Source organism: Aestuariivirga sp., assembly GCF_047600585.1.
GTDB lineage: Bacteria > Pseudomonadota > Alphaproteobacteria > Rhizobiales > Aestuariivirgaceae > Aestuariivirga.
Genome location: NZ_JASGKP010000001.1, coordinates 3719886 through 3735541 on the forward strand (window position 1 = coordinate 3719886; position 15656 = coordinate 3735541).

The 15656-nt window shown below is 65.8% G+C and carries 14 protein-coding genes; 2 read left to right on the forward strand and 12 right to left on the reverse strand.

Annotated elements, in window-relative coordinates; genetic code table 11:
- Window positions 1-43 precede the first annotated feature (43 nt).
- The 6 genes from QM801_RS18315 to pabB are packed head-to-tail and all read right to left on the reverse strand — an operon-like array spanning window position 44 to window position 4748.
- Window positions 44-970, reverse strand: a complete 927-nt coding sequence (locus tag QM801_RS18315) for a tyrosine recombinase XerC (protein WP_415020642.1) — start codon at window positions 968-970, stop codon at window positions 44-46.
- A gap of 22 nt (window positions 971-992) precedes the next feature.
- Window positions 993-1310: an antibiotic biosynthesis monooxygenase family protein gene (locus tag QM801_RS18320; protein WP_415020643.1), complete on the reverse strand. Its 318-nt coding sequence runs from the start codon at window positions 1308-1310 to the stop codon at window positions 993-995.
- Entirely contained in the window at window positions 1307-1957 is a 651-nt protein-coding gene (gene fsa, locus QM801_RS18325) for a fructose-6-phosphate aldolase (protein WP_415020644.1), read from the reverse strand. The genes QM801_RS18320 and fsa overlap by 4 nt, the downstream gene beginning before the upstream one ends.
- A gap of 12 nt (window positions 1958-1969) precedes the next feature.
- On the reverse strand, window positions 1970-2815 hold the full coding sequence (locus QM801_RS18330) for an aminotransferase class IV (protein WP_415020645.1): 846 nt from the start codon (window positions 2813-2815) through the stop codon (window positions 1970-1972).
- Window positions 2812-3369 carry an anthranilate synthase component II gene (locus tag QM801_RS18335; RefSeq protein ID WP_415020646.1) on the reverse strand — a complete coding sequence of 186 codons (558 nt, stop codon included), beginning with the start codon at window positions 3367-3369 and terminating at the stop codon, window positions 2812-2814. The genes QM801_RS18330 and QM801_RS18335 overlap by 4 nt, the downstream gene beginning before the upstream one ends.
- Window positions 3366-4748 (reverse strand): aminodeoxychorismate synthase component I, encoded by a 1383-nt coding sequence (gene pabB, locus QM801_RS18340; protein ID WP_415020647.1) that lies wholly within the window; start codon window positions 4746-4748, stop codon window positions 3366-3368. Before pabB ends, QM801_RS18335 begins: the two co-directional genes overlap by 4 nt.
- A gap of 36 nt (window positions 4749-4784) precedes the next feature.
- Between pabB and QM801_RS18345 the strand changes: the two genes are divergently transcribed.
- Window positions 4785-6983, forward strand: a complete 2199-nt coding sequence (locus tag QM801_RS18345; protein WP_415020648.1) for a primosomal protein N' — start codon at window positions 4785-4787, stop codon at window positions 6981-6983.
- Window positions 6984-7150: 167 nt separating this feature from the next.
- On the opposite strand, the gene QM801_RS18350 is transcribed toward QM801_RS18345, so the two are convergent.
- From QM801_RS18350 to QM801_RS18375, 6 genes are all read right to left on the reverse strand, one after another.
- A complete protein-coding gene (locus QM801_RS18350; RefSeq protein ID WP_415020649.1) occupies window positions 7151-8068 on the reverse strand; it encodes an aldose epimerase family protein in 918 nt (305 codons plus the stop codon).
- 11 nt (window positions 8069-8079) lie between these two features.
- The gene (gene leuB, locus QM801_RS18355; RefSeq protein ID WP_415020650.1) at window positions 8080-9195 is read right to left on the reverse strand and encodes a 3-isopropylmalate dehydrogenase; all 1116 of its coding nucleotides are present in this window, start codon (window positions 9193-9195) and stop codon (window positions 8080-8082) included.
- 164 nt (window positions 9196-9359) lie between these two features.
- Window positions 9360-9731, reverse strand: coding sequence for a hypothetical protein (locus tag QM801_RS18360; RefSeq protein WP_415020651.1), 372 nt, complete (start codon window positions 9729-9731; stop codon window positions 9360-9362).
- 12 nt (window positions 9732-9743) lie between these two features.
- Complete coding sequence (locus QM801_RS18365) at window positions 9744-10574, reverse strand: universal stress protein (RefSeq protein WP_415020652.1); 831 nt, start codon at window positions 10572-10574, stop codon at window positions 9744-9746.
- 270 nt (window positions 10575-10844) lie between these two features.
- Window positions 10845-12155 carry an NAD-dependent dihydropyrimidine dehydrogenase subunit PreA gene (gene preA, locus QM801_RS18370; protein WP_415020653.1) on the reverse strand — a complete coding sequence of 437 codons (1311 nt, stop codon included), beginning with the start codon at window positions 12153-12155 and terminating at the stop codon, window positions 10845-10847.
- A gap of 14 nt (window positions 12156-12169) precedes the next feature.
- The gene (locus QM801_RS18375; protein WP_415020654.1) at window positions 12170-13690 is read right to left on the reverse strand and encodes an NAD(P)-dependent oxidoreductase; all 1521 of its coding nucleotides are present in this window, start codon (window positions 13688-13690) and stop codon (window positions 12170-12172) included.
- A 152-nt stretch (window positions 13691-13842) separates the two neighbouring features.
- Here QM801_RS18375 and QM801_RS18380 point away from each other — a divergent pair, with 152 nt between their 5' ends.
- Window positions 13843-15651 carry an IlvD/Edd family dehydratase gene (locus QM801_RS18380; protein WP_415020655.1) on the forward strand — a complete coding sequence of 603 codons (1809 nt, stop codon included), beginning with the start codon at window positions 13843-13845 and terminating at the stop codon, window positions 15649-15651.
- Window positions 15652-15656: the final 5 nt, after the last annotated feature.

Sequence of the window (15656 nt, forward strand, 5' to 3'; positions counted from 1 at the left end):
GCTTGGTAAAGCAAGCGCCCGGGGCGGGCAAGCGCAGGGGCCTTCAGCCTTGGGGAAAAGCCTTGCGGTACTGCTGCAGCAAATGCGCGCGGTTCACGTCGGTATAGACCTGCGTGGTCGACAGCGAGGCATGGCCCATCAGCTCCTGGATGACGCGGAGGTCGGCGCCATTGCCCAGAAGATGGGAGGCGAAGCTGTGGCGGAGCGCGTGCGGTGTGGCCGTATCGGGGAGCGACAGGGCGCCCCGCAACTTCTCCATGAGCAACTGCACGATACGGGGCGAGAGGGGCCCGCCCTTTTCGCCCCGGAACATGGGTTCATCCGCCGCAAGGTCAAAGGGGCAGGCAGCGAGATAGGCAGCGACGGCGGCGCGGGCGTCTTCGATCACGGGCACGAGGCGTTCCTTCCCGCCCTTGCCCTTCACCACCATGGGATTGGCTGTCATGGCGTCAGGGGTGAGGGCGAGGGCCTCGGAAATGCGGAGACCGCAGGCGTAGAGCAGCAGCAGCACGGCCCGGTCCCGGAGGCCCACCCAGCCCGCGGCAAAAGTGAGCGAGACCTCCGCCGTCTCCCGGGCGGCCTCTTCCGGCAAGGGGCGGGGGATGGCATGGGGCAGCTTCGGGCTCCGGAGCGAGACATAGGCCGGATTGACGAAATGACCGTTCCGCTCGGCAAAGCGGAAGAAGGAGCGCAGCGCCGAAACCTGCCGGGCGATCGAGCGGCTGGAAATGCCGCCGCCCTTGCGGCTGGCGAGGAAGGCGCGGAAGTCGGCGATCGTCAGTTTCGCGAGTGCCGCCGTGTCGGCGAGCGCCTCGGCATGGTCCTGCAGGAAGGCGGCGAACTGGCTGAGGTCGCGGCCATAGGCCTCCCGCGACTTGAGGGCGAGGCGCTTTTCCGAGGCAAGCGACTGCAGCCATTTCCGCGCCACCTCGGCGGCATCGGGAGCAAGCTGGAAGGAGGCGAGGTCCATGGCCACCACCGTTAACAAGACATTATTGCCGGGAGGTTACGGGCTCCGCCAGCAGGGAAGGCCCGTAGTGCTGCACCAGCGGAAAGGGCTCATAGAAGGAATGGAGCAGGGCCTTCCAGCGGAGATAGCGCTCCGATCCGCGGAAGCCCTGTTCATGGGCCTCCACACTCTCCCAGCGGACGAGCAGCAGGAAACGGTCCGGCGTCTCGATGCAGGGCAGCACCTCTATCCCGAGAAATCCCGGCGTTGCCGCGATCAGCGGTTCCGCCTCGCGCATCGCTGCGACGAAGGCGCGGGATTGCCCCGCCTTCACCGTGAGGATGGCGTGCTCGGTGATCAAATCGACTGCCCCGACTTCTTCCAGTCGGCGAGGAAGCTCTCGATCCCCTTGTCGGTCAGCGGGTGGGCATAGAGCGCCTTCAGCACGGCAGGCGGCGCGGTCGCATAGTCGGCGCCGATCAGGGCTGCTTCCTTGATGTGGTTCACGGTGCGCATGGAGGCGGCGAGGATGTTCGTGTCGAAGCCGTAGTTGTCATAGATGGTGCGGATCTCGCCGATCAGGTCCATGCCCGGAAGGCCGATGTCGTCGAGGCGGCCGACGAAGGGCGAAATGAAGGTGGCGCCCGCCTTGGCTGCGAGCAGAGCCTGGTTTGCCGAGAAACAGAGCGTCACGTTGACCATGATGTCCTTCTCCCGGAAGTGGCGGCAGGCCTTGAGGCCGGCAGGCGTCAGCGGCACCTTTACCGCCACGTTCTTGGCGATGGCGCTGAGTTCGGTGCCTTCGCGGATCATGCCGTCATAGTCGAGGGCGGCAACCTCGGCGGAGACCGGACCATCGACGAAGCCGCAGATCTCGGCGATCACCTCTTTGATCTTGCGGCCCGACTTGGCGATGATCGAGGGATTGGTTGTCACGCCATCGACGAGGCCCATGTCATGGCAGGCCTTGAGTTCGGCGATGTCGGCGGTGTCGGCAAAGAATTTCATGGGTGGTCTCCTTCAGGACAGGATGGTGCGTTGGCAGATGTGGGCGGCAAGGCCGCTGAGATGATCGAGGATGGGATTGGCCGCGCCACTGGCGACGGGCGTTCCGTCGATCCGGGTGACGGGGCGAACGAGGCGGAGCGAATTGGTGAGGAACACTGCATCGGCGTCTTGAAGCTCACGCGGCGCAATGGTTGTTTCCTCCGCCGTGAAGCCGAGGGCCTTGGCCTCCGCAAGCAAAACCCCGCGCATGATGCCGGGCAGGATCGCCTCGCTGCGGGCAGGGGTAATCAGGCGCTTCCCCTTCACAACGAAAATGTTGGCGATGGTGGTGCAGGCCACATGGCCATCGGTGTTGAGCAGCAGCGCATCGTCGGCACCCGCTGCCTCCGCTTCGCGCGCGGCGGCGATGTTGTCGGCATAGCTCAGGGTCTTGTGGGTGGCGGCGATGCTGCTCGTGCTGCGCCGCAACTTGGAGGTGACGAGCGTCGCAGGCTGCCCGATGAGCCGCGTGTCGAAGGGATCGAGGCTGGCGATGACCACCGGCTCCTTGCTGGCGCCGCCAAGCCCGCGTGCGGTGGCACCCCGCGTGAGGGTGAGGCGCAGCACATGGGGGTTCTCGCCGCCCGCTGCGAGCAGGGCATCGAGAGCTTGCGTGATCTCGTCTGCCGGAAAGCCAAGGCCCAGCACCTGCGCCGAGCCCTTGAGCCGCGCCAGATGTTCCTCGCGCCACAGGGCCACGCGGTTGACCGCGAGGATCGTTTCAAAAAGCCCGTCGCCCAGCGTGAGGCCGCGGTTCTTGGGCGAGACGGAAATCGTCTCGTGCTGGTGCAGCGCGCCGTCGGACCAGACGAAGCTCATGCCGTCACCTTGAGGAAATTGCGCAGCATGTCGTAGCCGTGTTCGGTGAGGATCGATTCCGGGTGGAACTGCACGCCATGGGTGGGATGGTCCTTGTGGCGGAGGCCCATCACCTCGCCGTCGTCGCTGGTGGCCGTGACCACAAGCGGCGAGCCTTCGCGCGGTTCGACGATGAGGGAGTGATAGCGCCCGGCGCTGAAGCCCTGGGGCAGGCCGGCGAAGACGCCGGTGCCATCATGGCTGATGTCGGAACTGTCGCCGTGCATCGGCCGCTTCGCCCGCTTCACCACATCGCCGAAGACCTCGCCGATCACCTGATGCCCGAGGCAGATGCCGAGGATGGGCAGGCGGCCCGAGAACTCCCGCACGATGTCGATCGATTGTCCCGCCTGCTGCGGTGCGCAGGGGCCGGGCGAGATGACGATCGCCTTCGCCTTGAGGTCGGCGTCACGCACCTCGTCGTTGCGGCGGATCAGCGTGCGCTCGCCCAGCTCCTCGAAGTAGCGGGCGACGTTGTGGACGAAGCTGTCGTAGTTGTCGACGATGAGGATCATGACACGCCCTCCGCCACTGCCTCGCGCAGACGCGCGATCTTGGTGAGGCTCTCCTCGTATTCGGCGGTCGCCTGCGAGCGCGCGGTGATGCCGCCGCCCCCTTGCACGCGCACCATGCCGCCCGCCACTTCCACGGTGCGGATGGCGATGTTGAAGTCGCAATGGCCGTTGAAGCCGATATAGCCGATCGAACCGCAATAGACGCCGCGCGGGCGCTCCTCCAGTTCGGCGATCACTTCCATGGCCCTGATCTTGGGCGCGCCGGTGATCGAACCGCCGGGGAAGACGGCGGAGAGAAGATCGGCCACGCTCTTTCCCGCCTGCAACTCGCCCTGCACCACCGAGACGAGGTGATGGACATTGGCATAGGTCTCGAGGCCGCAAAGCACGGGCACATGCACCGTTCCGGGTTTCGACACGCGGGAGAGATCGTTCCGCAGCAGGTCGACGATCATGACGTTCTCGGCGCGGTCCTTGCGCGAGGCCTGAAGCTCGATCATCAGGCCCTGGTCGCGGGTGGGATCGGGATCGCGGCGGCGCGTGCCCTTGATCGGCCGCGCCTCGGCGATGCGGCCATCGAAGCGCACGAGGCGCTCGGGCGAAGACGAAATCACCTTGATGCCGTCATAGTCGAGAAGCGTGGCGAAGGTGGCGGGGTTGCGTTCGCGCAGGCGGCCGTAGAGGGCAAGCGGATCGAAGCCCTCCGGTTCGGGGGCGCTGAAGCTCTGGGTGATGTTGGCCTGGAAGATGTCGCCGGCAAGAATGTAATCGACCGTGCGGCGCACGTTCTCCTCATGGCGGGCGCGGCTGATCTCGGGGCCAAGGCCCGGTACGGATGCGGGGCCGAGGGCCGCCTGCTTCTGCTTCAGCCGTGCTTCGATGTCGTCGGCCTCGCCCGCGGTCGCCGAGATGATCCAGGCCCGCTCCTGCAGGTGGTCTGTCGCAATCACGGTGTCGAAGCGGTGGAACACCATGTCGGGGCAGAGGGGCGGGAAGGCCGGAATCTTCGCCTTGGGTTCGAGGTGGCGGCCATAGTCATACGAAATGTATCCGGCCCAGCCGCCCTGGAAAGGCGGAAGCCCCGCCACATGGGCGCGCGGGCGCTGGCCGATGAGGCGCTGCAACAGCGGGAAGGGCTCTACTGACTGCCGCTCGCCATCGAGTATGGCGATGCCGTTCTCCACCACGAGGGTTTGCGCCGGGTCGCAGGCGAGGAAGGAATAGCGCCCGAGATGCTCGTGGCGTTGCACGCTTTCGAGAAGTGTGAGGGCCCGGGCCGGGCGTTCGCCCGCCTTCAGCCGCCGCGCCATGGCGAAGGGTTCCGCATAGATGATCTCGCGGACGAAGGGCAGGGCGGGGCGGGGCGCGGCATCCGTCATCGCCTCCGGATATAAGGCTGGAAGCAGGCCGCCGCCATGTCTATTCCTGCCCCCATGCCTGACTCGCACGCCACCCCCGCCGAGGTTGCCGAAGTGCTGCTGCCGCTGGCGCTGGCCTCGGCCTACAGCTACGGCGTGCCGAAGGGCATGCACCTGTCGCCCGGCGACTATGTGGAGGTGCCGCTCGGACCCCGCAGCTACATCGGCGTGGTCTGGGAGGTGCGGCCCGCCGTGCCCACCAACCTCCGCATGCGTGACGTGAGCCACCGCTTCGATGCGCCGCCCCTGCCGGAGACGCACCGCAAGTTCATTTCCTGGCTGGCCGACTATTATCTCGAGCCCATCGGCAATGTGCTGCGCATGGTGCTCAGGGTGCCCGCCGCCCTCGAAGCGCCGCGCGAGCAGGTGGCCTATCGCGCCACGGGATCAGCACCCAAGCGGATGACGCCGCAACGCCAGCGCGTGCTCGAAATCCTGCAAGACGGCTTCCCCCTGCCCGCCAGCGAACTGGCACAGGCCGCCGGCGTTGGCACCTCGGTCGTGAAAGCCATGGCCAAGGATGGCGCGCTGCAGGCGGTGGCGCTTCCTGCGCTTCGCCCCTTCGCGCAACCTGATCCGGAGGCGGAAGCCTTCGCGCTCACCCCCGACCAGGCCATTGCCGCTGATGCCTTGAAGGCGGCGGTGCGCGAGGACAAGCACAGCGTGACGCTGCTCGATGGCGTCACGGGATCGGGCAAGACGGAAGTCTATTTCGAGGCCATGGCGCAGGCGCTGCGCCAGGGGCGGCAGGTGCTGCTGCTGCTCCCGGAGATCGCGCTCACTGCCCCCTTCCTCGCCCGCGTCGAACGGCGCTTCGGGGTCGAGCCTGCGGGCTGGCACTCGGACCTGCGCCCGCGCGAGCGCGAACGCACCTGGCGCGGTGTTGCCGACGGCACGGCGAAGATCGTCGTGGGCGCGCGCTCGGCGCTGTTCCTGCCCTGGGCCAATCTCGGCCTCATCGTCGTCGATGAAGAACACGAAGGCGCCTACAAGCAGGATGAGGGCGTCACCTATCACGCCCGCGACATGGCGGTGCTCTATGGCGCGCTGGCGAAGTTTGCGGTGGTGCTCTCCTCCGCCACGCCCTCGCTCGAAAGCCTCGTCAATGTGGATCGCGGGCGCTACGCCAGCGTCAAGCTGCGCGACCGTCATGGCCGCCCGGAACTGCCGGAGATCAAGCTCATCGACATGCGCGCCGCTGCCGTGCCGTCAGGCTCGTGGCTGTCGGAGCCGCTGCTCATGGAGGTGAAGACGGCGCTGGAGGCGGGCGAGCAGGCGCTGCTCTTCCTCAACCGCCGGGGCTATGCTCCGCTCACGCTCTGCCGCGCCTGCGGGCATCATCTCGATTGCCCGAATTGTGCCGCGTCGATGGTGGAGCACCGCTTCCGTCGCCTGATGCAGTGTCATCACTGCGGCCATCAGGAGCCGGTGCCCAATGCCTGTCCCAAATGCGGCACGGAGGGAAAGCTGGTGCCCGTGGGCCCCGGCGTGGAACGTCTTGCCGAGGAAGCGGCGCGGCATTTCCCCGAGGCGCGGCTTGCCATTCTCTCGAGCGACATCACCCGCGGCGTGCTGCTCCGCGATGTCCTGCGCGATGTGGCGGATGGCGTGTTCAACCTCGTCATCGGCACGCAGCTTGTGGCCAAGGGCCATCACTTCCCTCACCTCACCTGCGTAGGCGTGGTTGATGCGGATCTTGCGCTCGAGTCGTCGGACCCCCGCGCCGGGGAGCGCACCTGGGCGCTCTTGGCGCAGGTGGCAGGCCGCGCCGGGCGCGGCGAACGGCCGGGCCGCGCCTTCGTGCAGACCTATTCGCCCGACCACGCCCTGATGCGGGCGCTGGCGAGCGGCGACCGCGATGCCTATTACTCGCAGGAGAAGATCATCCGGCAGGGCGCGGCATTGCCGCCCTATGGCCGGCTTGCGGCGCTCATCATCTCGGATACAGATGGCCCGTCGGCGGAGCGCTTCGCCAAGTCACTGGCGCGGAATATTCCGCCTACGGACGATGTTCAGGTTCTGGGTCCTGCAGTTGCCCCCATCGCGGTGGTGCGGGGCCGTCACCGCTGGCGGCTGCTGGTAAAGGCGGGGCGCGAGGTGGACATCCAGGCCTTCCTGCGGCTCTGGCTGCAGGACGTGAAGGTCAAGGGCTCGCTCGCGCTGCAGATCGACGTCGATCCGTATAACTTTCTTTAGTTTCCCTCCCCCTTGCGGGGAGGAGGTCAGGGAATTGTCACGCCCGCATGCTTCGAGGCTTTGCGTGCCGCAAAGCACCTCAGCATGAGGAGAAACAGACGTATCTTGTCACCTCACCCTGAGGTGCCGCGAAGCGGCCTCGAAGGGTGCGCAGCGTCGCTCTGGGCTCAGTTGAACCGCCATTCCATGTGGTTGCGGTAGAGTTCGCCGGGCCGCAGGATGGACGAGGGGAAAGCCGGATTGTTGGGCGCATCGGCCACGTTCTGCGGTTCGATGGCGAAGGCCTCGGAGCGCTGGAGCGGCCCCATATGCCCGATGAAGCCGGGCTGCCAATGAATCGCAGTGTAGGTCTGCATGCAGCCTTCCGTGGTCCACACCTCCATGCGGCGGCCCGAGGCGGGATCGCGGAGCGTGAGGCCGTGCTTCATCTCGCCGCGTGGGCCCGAGAGCAGGGTGCAGAAATCATGGTCCTCACCGATCACGCGGAGCTTGCGGAAATCGAATCCGGTGCCCGCGGTGGGTTCGATGCGGCCCAGGGGTAGCAGTGTTTCATCGAGCGGGAAGTAGCGTTCGCCCATCACCTGCAGTTCGTGGCCCAGCACGGAGCCTCCACCGGCCAGGTTCCAGTAGGCATGGTTGGTGAGGTTGCAGACAGTCGGCTTCGAGGTGCGCGCCTCGATCGTGAGCGACAGGGTCTTTCCCACCAGCGCGTAGGAGGCCTTCACGTCGAGCATGCCGGGGAAGCCTTCCTCGCCGTCCGCCGACTTCAGGTAGAAGCCCACCTTGTTGCCCTCGATCATGTGATCCCAGCGGCGGCAATGGAAGCCGGTGTCGCCGCCATGGAGCTGGTGCGGTCCCATGTTCGGCGTGAGTTGAACGACTCTGCCGTCGATCGGCACTGCGGCGTTGGTGATCCGGCCGGCATGACGGCCGCAGATGGCGCCCGCATAGATGTCGCCCGAGAGGACCGAGCCCTCGCGCCCGGAACCGAAGGCGGTCTCCACCCCATCGACCACGCAGGAGGCGATGCGCGCTCCCACGGGATGAAGGGAGACGCTGATGCCGGGGGAGGTGAGGGTGATCATGATCGCGGTCTTTACTTGGCCTTGGCCTGCAGGGCCTTGAGGATGGCGTCGCCCATTTGCGTGGTCGAGGCATTGGCGGGTGCGGTGTCGCTGGCGATGTCCTTGGTGCGCAGCCCATCGGCCAGTACGGCGGAGATGGCGGCATCGAGCTTGTCGGCCCACTCGCCCAGGCCCAGCGAATAGCGGAGCGCCATGCCGAAGCTCGCGATCATGGCGATGGGGTTCGCAGCCCCCGTGCCGGCGATGTCCGGGGCGGAGCCGTGCACCGGCTCATAGAGCGACTTGCGGCGCTTGGTCTTGGCATCGGGCGCACCGAGCGAGGCCGACGGCAGCATGCCGAGCGAGCCCGTGAGCATCGCTGCCACGTCGGAGAGCACGTCGCCGAACAGGTTGTCGGTGACGATCACGTCATACTGCTTCGGCCAGCGGACGAGCTGCATGGCGCAGTTGTCGGCGAGCACATGCTCGAGCTGCACGGAGGCATACTCGTCCTTGTGCACGCGGGTGACGACCTCGTTCCAGAGCACGCCCGTCTTCATGACGTTGCGCTTCTCGGCGGAGGAGACCTTGTTGCGGCGGGTCTTGGCGAGGTCGAAGGCGACGCGGGCGATGCGCTCGATCTCGAAGGTGTCATAGACCTGCGTGTCGATGCCGCGCTTCTGGCCGTTGCCGAGGTCGGTGATGGTCTTGGGTTCGCCGAAGTAGACGCCGCCCGTGAGTTCGCGGACGATCAGGATGTCGAGGCCCTCGACCACGTTCTTCTTGAGCGAGGAGGCGTCGGCAAGGGCGGGATAGCAGATGGCGGGGCGCAAGTTTGCGAAGAGGCCGAGGTCCTTGCGGAGGCGGAGGAGGCCCGCCTCGGGGCGGACGTCATAGGGCACCTTGTCCCACTTGGGGCCGCCCACCGCGCCGAAGAGCACGGCATCGGCGGCCTGGGCCTTGGCCATGTGGTCTTCGGAAATGGCCTTGCCGTGGGCGTCATAGGCCGAGCCGCCGACGAGGCCCTGGTCGGTCTCGAATTTGGCGATGCCCTGGGCATTCATCCAGGCGACGATCTTCTTCACTTCGGCCATGACCTCAGGGCCGATGCCGTCACCGGGGAGATAGAAGAGATTATAGGAGGCCATGGTCGTTCCGATCGCGAAAGGGGTTGATTTCGCGGGCTGAGGTAGCGGGTTCCGCGCCCGCTGACAAGCCGTGGCATCAGGCGGCACGTGGTGCCCACGTGCTCGCCCGAGCTTTTTGCGCATCTTTCGCGTCGCAAGTGGTGCCCACTTGCTCGCCCGATGCGCTAGGCCACCTTGAAGACCTGCACCACCTTGTAGGCGATCAGTTCGTCGTCCTCCCGGACCGAGACATATTCTCCCGGGCGGAAGGCATGGTCGGCGAAGCGGTAGCCTGCCTCGTCCTCCTCCGCGTCGGAATGGATGTCGTAGTGGAAGGCCCAGCTGCCGCCGCGCTTGTGCACGAGGTGGCCGATGTCGTCCGCCTCGCCGGGGCGGAAGCGGCGCACCCGGCAATGGTCGCGGTTCTTGGCCCAGCCCTCCGCATCGATGTGGCCGTCAGCCTTGAGGGGAGCGGCGAATTCATAGCCGATGTCGTGCGCGCCGTCCGGGTATTCCTTGCAGCGGGCCAGTTCCAGCCTGATCTTCGACAGAGACATGTCCGGGCCTCCTCAGTGCGACATCAGCACGGGCCGGTCGAGGTGATGGATCACGTGCCGCGTCGCACCGCCGAAGACGAATTCGGTGAAGCGGCTGTGGCCATAGGCGCCCATGACGAGCAGGCCTGCGCCCTGGTCATTGGCGGCCCGCAAAAGGGTTGCGCCGGCATTCATGCCATCGGACGACACGCTCAGGATCTCGACCTTGATCTTGTGGCGGGCGAGGCCCTCGGCGATGTCGGCGCCGCCGAGCTGGCCGCGCGGCGCTTCATCAACCCGGGCAAGCTGCACGCGCTTCGCCTTCTTCAGAAGCGGCACGGCATCGAAGGCGGCGCGGGCGGCTTCGCGGCCCCCGTCCCAGCCCACGATCGCTTCGGTGTAGCTGAGGTCAGCGCTGCCGGTGCGCGGCAGGATCAGCACCGGGCGGCCCGCGGCCATCACCACGCGCTGCACGAAATCATATTCGGCGCCGAGCGATTCATCCGGGTTCACCGCCGAGATCACCACAAGATCGGCGCTGCGGCACTGCTCGACAACCGAGGAGGAGAGCAGCGGCGTCGTGGCGTCCACCTCCTGGAAGGCGTAGCTGAGGCCGTCCTGTTTCATCGCCTCTTCGAACTTGCCTTTCACCTCGGCCTTGTTGGCGAGATAGTGCTTGCGGTTGCCGTCATAGACATCGGGCACCGCGGCAAGGCCGGCGTTGGGATACACCTGGATGCCGGGAATGATGTAGAGGCCCGTCACATGGGCGTCATGGTCGACACCAAGCTTGCGGCCTGCCGCGAGAAGCTCGGTCATCCGGTCGATCTCGGTGAGGCAAAGAAGAATGGTCTTGTAAGCCATGGGAGTCCTCCTTGGGGAACTGGCTGGAATGTCCCTCTTCAGATGTGCGGGCGCCTTGATCTGGAGCAAGGGCCGGGGTGCTTATGCCGCAGCCCCTCTTCAATCTCCGGCGTCAGGGCACTCCTTGCAGAACAACTCTGGCCTTTCGTTGTTCCCGGTGCCCAGCCTTACCCTGACATGCATACACATGCCCCCGCCACCGAACGGCGTGAGAGCCTCTGATCCGATTCAACCCTGGAGTGCGGCGCCCGAATGGAAGCCGGCGACCGGCTACTCCGCCGCCTTGCGGGCCATGGGGTTGTTGGGGTGCGTCGTCCAGTTGGCGTAGTCGGGCGAGATCGGCTTCTCGGTGCGCGGATCGACACCGCTCGTCTGCCGCACCATGGTGATGCAGTTCTCGACCGGGCAGACCTCGACGCAGAGGTTGCAGGCCACGCACTCGTTGTCCATGACCTCGAAGTGGCGCTTGCCGTCCTTCTCCTTCATGATCGCCTGGTGCGAGGTGTCCTCGCAGGCGGCATAGCAGCGGCCGCACTTGATGCAGAGGTCCTGGTCGATCTTCGCCTTGGCGACATAGTTGAGGTTGAGATACTGCCAGTCCGTGACGTTGGGCACGGCGCGGCCGCGGAAGTCGTCGATGGTGCGGTAGCCCTTCTCGTCCATCCAGCGGGCAAGCCCCGACTTCATTTCCTCGACGATGCGGAAGCCATAGGTCATGGCCGCGGTGCAGACCTGCACCGTGCCAGCCGACATGGCGATGAATTCCGCCGCATCGCGCCAGGTGGTGACGCCGCCGATTGCCGAAATGGGAAGGCCGCGGGTTTCCGCATCGCGGGCAATTTCCGCCACCATGTTGAGGGCGATGGGCTTCACTGCCGGGCCGCAATAGCCGCCGTGCGAACCCTTGCCGTCAATCGTCGGCATCGGCGCAAAGTTGTCGAGGTCGACCGAGACGATGGAGGAGATGGTGTTGATGAGCGACACCGCATCGGCGCCGCCGCGCAGTGCGGCGCGGGCCGGATAGCGGATGTCGGTGATGTTGGGGGTGAGCTTGACGATCACGGGCATGCGGCTGTGCTGCTTGCACCAGCGGGCCACCATCTCGATGTATTCCGGAACCTGGCCCACGGCGGCACCCATGCCGCGTTCGCTCATGCCGTGGGGGCAGCCGAAGTTCAGTTCAACGCCGTCGGCATCTGTTTCCTCGACGCGCTTCAGGATTTTCTTCCACGGCTCTTCCTCGCAGGGGACCATGAGCGAGACGATCATGGCGCGGTCGGGCCATTCGCGCTTCACCTTCTTGATCTCGCGGAGGTTCACTTCGAGCGGACGGTCGGTGATGAGCTCGATGTTGTTGAGGCCGAGCAGGCGGCGGTCGGGGCCGTGGATGGCGCCGTAGCGCGGGCCGTTGACGTTGACGATGGGCGGGCCGTCCTCGCCCAGCGTCTTCCACACGACACCGCCCCAGCCCGCCTTGAAGGCGCGGACGACGTTGTATTCCTTGTCGGTGGGCGGCGCGGATGCGAGCCAGAACGGGTTCGGCGACTTGATGCCAAGGAACGTGGTGCGAAGGTCAGCCATGGGTCAGTCCTCCCTCAGGCGCTCAGGAATGCGTGGATGGATTCGGCGGCGCGGCGGCCATCGTCGACGGCGGCGACAGTGAGGTCCTTGCCGCCCGCGGCGCAGTCGCCACCCGCCCAGATGCCGCGCACGGTGGTGCGGCGGTCGGCGTCGACCTGAAGCTTGCCGCTCTCGAGGGCAAGCTGGCCGCCCATGACGTCGATGAAGCTCTGGCCAATCGCCTTGAAGATCATGTCGGCATCAAGCGTGAAGGTCTCGCCGGTGCTGGCAAGCTTGCCGCCCGCGTCCCTGGTGTATTCGCAGACGAGGCCGCGCACTTCGCCATCGGCCGTGACGACCTTCTTGGGCGCCACCCAATGCCTGATCTTGACGCCGCGGGTCTGGGCCAGTTCCTGTTCGTAGCGGCTCGCCTTCATGTGCTCCTGGCCGCGGCGGTAGAGGATGGTCACCTCTTCCGCGCCCAAAAGCTTCGACTGCACGGCGACGTCGATTGCCGTCATGCCGCCGCCGATCACCAGCACCTTGCGGCCCACGGGAAGCTTGGCGAGGTCCTTCGCCTGGCGGAGTTCGGCGATGTAGTCGACCGCGTCCTCGATCCCCTTCGCATTCTCGTCGCGGGTGCCGAGCGCATTCACGCCCTGCATGCCCATGCCGAGGAAGACGGCATCGAACTGCGATTGCAACTCACTGAGCGAGAGTTCCTTGCCGAGCGACTTGCCGTGCTCGATGGTGATGCCGCCGATCGAGAGGATGAAGTCCACCTCGCGCTGGGCGAAGTCATCGACGCTCTTGTAGGCGGCGATGCCATACTCATTGAGGCCGCCTGCCTTCTCGCGGGCCTCGAAGACGGTGACGTCATGGCCGCGCATGGCGAGGCGATGGGCGCAGGCGAGGCCCGCGGGCCCTGCACCCACCACCGCCACCTTCTTGCCGGTGGGGCGGGCGCGGCCATAGGGATGCTTGCGCTCGGTCATCGCCGCATCGGTGGCGTAGCGCTGCAGCATGCCGATCTTGACGGGCTTGCCTTCCGAGGTGTTGCGCACGCAGACCTCTTCGCACAGCGTCTCGGTGGGACACACGCGGGCGCACATGCCGCCGAAGATGTTCTGGTCGAAGATGGTCTTCGCTGCCGACTTCGGGTGGCCCGCCTGGATTTCACGGATGAAGAGGGGAATGTCGATCGAGGTGGGGCAGGCGGTCTGGCACGGCGCATCGTGGCAGAAGAAGCAGCGATCGGCCTCGACCAGCGCCTCGTGGTCGCTGAAGCGGGGATGGAGATCGGAGAAATTCTCGGCATAGGCCGCGGGGCTCAGGCGTCCGGGCCGGACGTCGGCAGGCTTGAGTTTTTTCGGAGGGGGAACGGCGGGCTTCGCGGCTTTTGCCGGGGCCTTGGCGGCACCCTTGGGTGGGGTCTTGCCGTGGGCCGCCGAAGGCTTGGCGGCAGCCTTGCCTTTCACCGCCTTGACGGCGGCGGCGACGGCCTTCCTGATGACCTTCGCCGGCAGCTTTGCGGTGGCTTTCTTCTTCACAGCCATCTGCGTCTCCTCCGTGAGACATTTTTTGATTATCGCGGACGATGACAGATTTTGTTCAAATGGTCAAATTTTCAAAACAGGTGGACGGACCGCCCCTCTCCCGCTTATCTATTGTATGACAATTCTTGCCCAGTTTTTCACCAGAGGCCCATATGAGCAGCACCCCGAAGACCCCGTCCAAGATGAAGTTCCGTTCGCAGGCCTGGTTTGACAACCCTGCCAACGCCGACATGACGGCCCTCTACATCGAACGCTATCTCAACTACGGCTTCACGCAAGGTGAACTTCAGGGCGGCAAGCCGATCATCGGCATCGCCCAGACCGGCTCCGACCTGTCGCCCTGCAACCGCGCCCATGTGGACTGGGTGCGCCGTGTGCGCGACGGCATCACGGCGGCGGGCGGCATCCCGCTCGAATTCCCCATTCATCCCATCCAGGAAACGGGCAAGCGCCCCACCGCCTCCATCGACCGCAACCTCGCCTATCTCTCGCTCGTCGAAGTGCTGCACGGCTATCCGCTCGATGGCGTGGTGCTGACCATCGGCTGCGACAAGACCACGCCCGCCTGCCTGATGGCGGCCGCGACCGTCGACATCCCCGCGATCGCGCTCTCCTCCGGCCCGATGCTGAACGGCGACTACAAGGGCCAGCGCACCGGCTCCGGCACCATCGTCTGGCTGGCGCGTGAGAAGCTGGCCACGGGCGAGATCGACTACAACGGCTTCGTCGATCTCGTCGCCTCCTCGGCGCCATCGACCGGCTATTGCAACACCATGGGCACGGCCTCGACCATGAACTCCCTCGCCGAGGCGCTCGGCATGTCGCTGCCGGGCAACGCCGTGATCCCCGCGCCCTACCGCGAGCGCGGGCAGATGGCCTTCGAAACCGGCAAGCGCATCGTCGAGATGGTGCACGAAGACCTCACCCCCTCCAAGATCATGACGCGCAAGGCCTTCGAGAATGCGATCCGCGTCAACACCGCGATCGGTGGCTCCACCAATGCGCCCAACCACCTGAACGCCATCGCCCGCCACCTCGGCCTCGAGCTCGACGTGATCGACTGGGAGAAGGAGGGCTACGACCTGCCGCTTCTCGTCAACCTGCAGCCGGCCGGTGAATACCTGGGCGAGGACTTCCACCGTGCGGGCGGTGTTCCTGCCGTCGTGGCCGAACTGATCAAGGCGGGCAAGATCCACGAGGACTGCATCACCGCCAACGGCAAGACCATCGGCGAGAACTGCAAGGGCAAGTTCTCGTGGAACCGCAAAGTCATCCGCGAGTTCAACGACCCGCTCAAGAAGACTGCCGGCTTCAAGATGCTGAAGGGCAATCTCTTCGACAGCGCCATCATGAAGACGAGCGTGATCTCGGAAGAATTCCGCCAGCGCTATCTCTCCAACCCGAAGGACCCGAATGCCTTCGAGGCCAAGGCCATCGTCTTCGACGGGCCGGAGGACTATCACGCCAACATCGACGACAAGAAGCTTGGTGTGGACGAGAACACCATCCTCTTCATCCGCGGCGTGGGCCCGCTCGGCTATCCGGGCGCGGCGGAAGTCGTGAACATGCGCGCGCCGAACTATCTGCTCGAGAAGGGCGTGCGCTCGTTGCCGTGTGTCGGTGACGGCCGCCAGTCCGGCACCTCGGGCTCGCCCTCCATCCTCAATGCCTCGCCGGAAGCGGCAGCAGGCGGTGGTCTTGCCATTCTGAAGAACGGCGACCGGGTGCGCATCGACCTCAACACCGGCGACTGCAACATGCTGGTGAGCGACGAAGAGATTGCGAAGCGCCGCGCCGAACTGGAGAAGAATGGCGGCTACAAGGTGCCGGAATCACAAACCCCGTGGCAGGAAATCTTCCGCAAGGAAGTGGACCAGCTCTCCCACGGCATGGTGATGAAGGGCGCGGTGAAGTTCCAGCGGGTGGCCAAGGTTCACCCGGTGCCGCGCGACAATCACTGACGCCG

Excerpts from the sequence above, each read along its gene's own strand:
- QM801_RS18350 (WP_415020649.1), bottom strand. The coding sequence starts at position 8,068 with ATGATCACCCTCACCTCCCCCGGCATCAGCGTCTCCCTTCATCCCGTG.
- fsa (WP_415020644.1), bottom strand. The coding sequence starts at position 1,957 with ATGAAATTCTTTGCCGACACCGCCGACATCGCCGAACTCAAGGCCTGC.
- pabB (WP_415020647.1), bottom strand. The coding sequence starts at position 4,748 with ATGACGGATGCCGCGCCCCGCCCCGCCCTGCCCTTCGTCCGCGAGATC.
- preA (WP_415020653.1), bottom strand. The coding sequence starts at position 12,155 with ATGGCTGACCTTCGCACCACGTTCCTTGGCATCAAGTCGCCGAACCCG.
- QM801_RS18315 (WP_415020642.1), bottom strand. The coding sequence starts at position 970 with ATGGACCTCGCCTCCTTCCAGCTTGCTCCCGATGCCGCCGAGGTGGCG.
- QM801_RS18375 (WP_415020654.1), bottom strand. The coding sequence starts at position 13,690 with ATGGCTGTGAAGAAGAAAGCCACCGCAAAGCTGCCGGCGAAGGTCATC.
- QM801_RS18330 (WP_415020645.1), bottom strand. The coding sequence starts at position 2,815 with ATGAGCTTCGTCTGGTCCGACGGCGCGCTGCACCAGCACGAGACGATT.
- leuB (WP_415020650.1), bottom strand. The coding sequence starts at position 9,195 with ATGGCCTCCTATAATCTCTTCTATCTCCCCGGTGACGGCATCGGCCCT.
- QM801_RS18380 (WP_415020655.1), top strand. The coding sequence starts at position 13,843 with ATGAGCAGCACCCCGAAGACCCCGTCCAAGATGAAGTTCCGTTCGCAG.
- QM801_RS18360 (WP_415020651.1), bottom strand. The coding sequence starts at position 9,731 with ATGTCTCTGTCGAAGATCAGGCTGGAACTGGCCCGCTGCAAGGAATAC.
- QM801_RS18365 (WP_415020652.1), bottom strand. The coding sequence starts at position 10,574 with ATGGCTTACAAGACCATTCTTCTTTGCCTCACCGAGATCGACCGGATG.
- QM801_RS18345 (WP_415020648.1), top strand. The coding sequence starts at position 4,785 with ATGTCTATTCCTGCCCCCATGCCTGACTCGCACGCCACCCCCGCCGAG.
- QM801_RS18335 (WP_415020646.1), bottom strand. The coding sequence starts at position 3,369 with ATGATCCTCATCGTCGACAACTACGACAGCTTCGTCCACAACGTCGCC.